The organism is Pseudomonas sp. K5002 (assembly GCF_013386655.1).
GTDB lineage: Bacteria > Pseudomonadota > Gammaproteobacteria > Pseudomonadales > Pseudomonadaceae > Aquipseudomonas.
In genome coordinates, this window is sequence record NZ_JACARK010001233.1 from 1 (window position 1) to 2,020 (window position 2,020).

Below are 2,020 nucleotides of genomic sequence, written 5' to 3' on the forward strand. Positions count from 1 at the left end.
TGTTGCCGCAAGCCCAGGCGTTGGTGGTCCAGGTGGAGCGGGCACGTCAGGCATTGGCCAGGCTCAAGGATGATCTCGTCGGCCCGGTGCGTATGACGGTTCCGGTGTCCCTGGGCGAAACCTTCTTCGACGGTCTGTTGCTGGAATTTTCCCGGGAGTACCCACAGGTGCAGATCGAGTTGGAACTCAACAACCAGTACCGGGACCTGGCGCGGGATGGCTTCGACCTGGCGGTACGTTCGGAGGTCGCCAACGACGAGCGTCTGGTCGCCAAGCCGTTGCTCGCCTGGCACGAGATGACCTGCGCCAGCCCGGCTTACCTGGAACAGCACGGCGAGCCGCTGACGCCGGCGGAACTGGTGGGCCACAACTGCTTGCTGAACAGCCACTACAGTGGTCGTGAAGAGTGGCTGTATCACCAGCAGCATGAGCTGCTGCGGGTTCGCGTATCCGGGACCTTTGCCTCCAACCATTACAACTTGTTGAAGAAGGCTGCACTGGTGGGGGCGGGCATCGCGCGCTTGCCGTCCTACGTGCTGCACGCGGAATTGGCTGACGGTCGCCTGCGCTGGCTCCTGCGGGATTATCAGACCCGCAGCATGCCGATGTACCTGGTCCATCCGTATCAGGGCGGCCTGCCGCGCCGCACCCAGGTACTCGCAGATTATCTGGTGGGCTGGTTCAAGCGCAGCGGCGAAGCCCTCGATCGCCTTTAGCGGTAGCGTCGCGCAATCAGGTGATCAATCGAGAAGCGGCCCGGCCCCTTGGCCATCAACAGCAGCAGCAATGCGATCCAGGTGCCGTGGGTCGGGTAGGCGTCCGGGTAGACGAAAAGCTGGATGGTCAGGGTCATGCCCAGCAGCGCCAGCGCCGAGAATCGCGTGGCAAACCCCACGAGGATCAGCACCGGGAAGAAATGCTCGGCGAACGCAGCCATGTGCGCCGCCACTTCCGCAGACAGCAGCGGCACGTGGTATTCGCTGCGAAACAGCGGCAGGGTGGACGGCGCCAAGTGCGGCCAGCCCAGTTGGAACGTGCCGCCGATCAGGTCCACGGCGAAGCCTTCGACCTTGGTCTGTCCGGATTTCCAGAACACCGCCGCGATAGAGAAGCGTGCGACAAAGGCGATCAGGCTGTAGGGGATTTTCTCGAAGCACTGGATGATCCGTTGGATCAGCCCGGGAGCGGTGGTGTTCATGGCGATACCTTGGGTTCTGTGTGCAAGTGGGTGATGGCGCCGTGACCGATCAGCAGGGCCAGGCATTGGTGCAGGTCAAATTCGGCGGCCGCATCAAGGGCGTAGGCCACGGCCATTTCCAATGGCCAGCCGTTGTTCAGGCTGTTGATAAACGTCGCTGAGCCGCTGTCGATGTGAAATACCTGCACGTGCAGGCCATTGCGTAGCACCAGCGCGCTTTGGGCATGGAAGGGGTCGAGGGTGGCGAGGGATTCGCCGGTCTGATGCGCCGCCCATAAAGCCACCACGGCGTAGGCCGAGTTCAGGGTGGCCAGGGATGGATGCAGTTGCAGGCGCAGTTCGCCCAGGTCCGACTGTTGTTGCAGGGTGGCGATGACCTCCTGTTGATCCAGTGGCTGTGCGTCCGCCGCGTGGTAGGCCCTCACCCGCAATCGCTCCAGGCGCGCCACGTCAGCCAGGTAAGGCACGCTGGCGGCGGGGGCGAAGCCCTGGATGAAGTCCGCCAGGTCGCTGCCGTATTCATTGATCAGAGGGCTTGTCGGCGGGAAACCCTGGACATACACACCGGCCATCGCCCGAAAAAACTCATCGCCCACCAGTTGCAGGGTGACCGGGTAGCCGGCGGCCAGCGCGTTGATCAGCGAGCTATGGACATTGTTGCGATACACCGCAAAACGACCGGCCGGATCGGCGCCGTTGCGGCTGAACAAGCCTTGCGGGCAGTTTTCCTCGGGGGACAGCAGGGCGCGGCTAAAGACGTCCTGGCGGCTCATGCACGCACCTCCAGCAGAAACCGGTCGGCCTCGCGTGCTTCAGCGTGCA

General features: G+C 63.3%; 3 protein-coding genes. 1 reads left to right on the forward strand and 2 read right to left on the reverse strand.

Annotated features, from left to right (window positions below):
* Positions 1 to 716, forward strand: a 716-nt coding sequence (locus HX846_RS35190) for a substrate binding domain-containing protein (RefSeq protein ID WP_178967252.1), incomplete at its 5' end; no start/stop codon positions are given.
* On the opposite strand, the gene HX846_RS35195 is transcribed toward HX846_RS35190, so the two are convergent.
* Both HX846_RS35195 and HX846_RS35200 read right to left on the reverse strand, forming a co-directional pair.
* Positions 713 to 1,198: a DoxX family protein gene (locus tag HX846_RS35195; protein ID WP_178967253.1), complete on the reverse strand. Its 486-nt coding sequence runs from the start codon at positions 1,196 to 1,198 to the stop codon at positions 713 to 715. The genes HX846_RS35190 and HX846_RS35195 overlap by 4 nt on opposite strands.
* Complete coding sequence (locus HX846_RS35200; RefSeq protein WP_003211670.1) at positions 1,195 to 1,971, reverse strand: DUF2063 domain-containing protein; 777 nt, start codon at positions 1,969 to 1,971, stop codon at positions 1,195 to 1,197. The genes HX846_RS35195 and HX846_RS35200 overlap by 4 nt, the downstream gene beginning before the upstream one ends.
* Between the last annotated feature and the right edge of the window lie 49 nt (positions 1,972 to 2,020).

Excerpts from the sequence above, each read along its gene's own strand:
- HX846_RS35195 (WP_178967253.1), bottom strand. The coding sequence starts at position 1,198 with ATGAACACCACCGCTCCCGGGCTGATCCAACGGATCATCCAGTGCTTC.
- HX846_RS35200 (WP_003211670.1), bottom strand. The coding sequence starts at position 1,971 with ATGAGCCGCCAGGACGTCTTTAGCCGCGCCCTGCTGTCCCCCGAGGAA.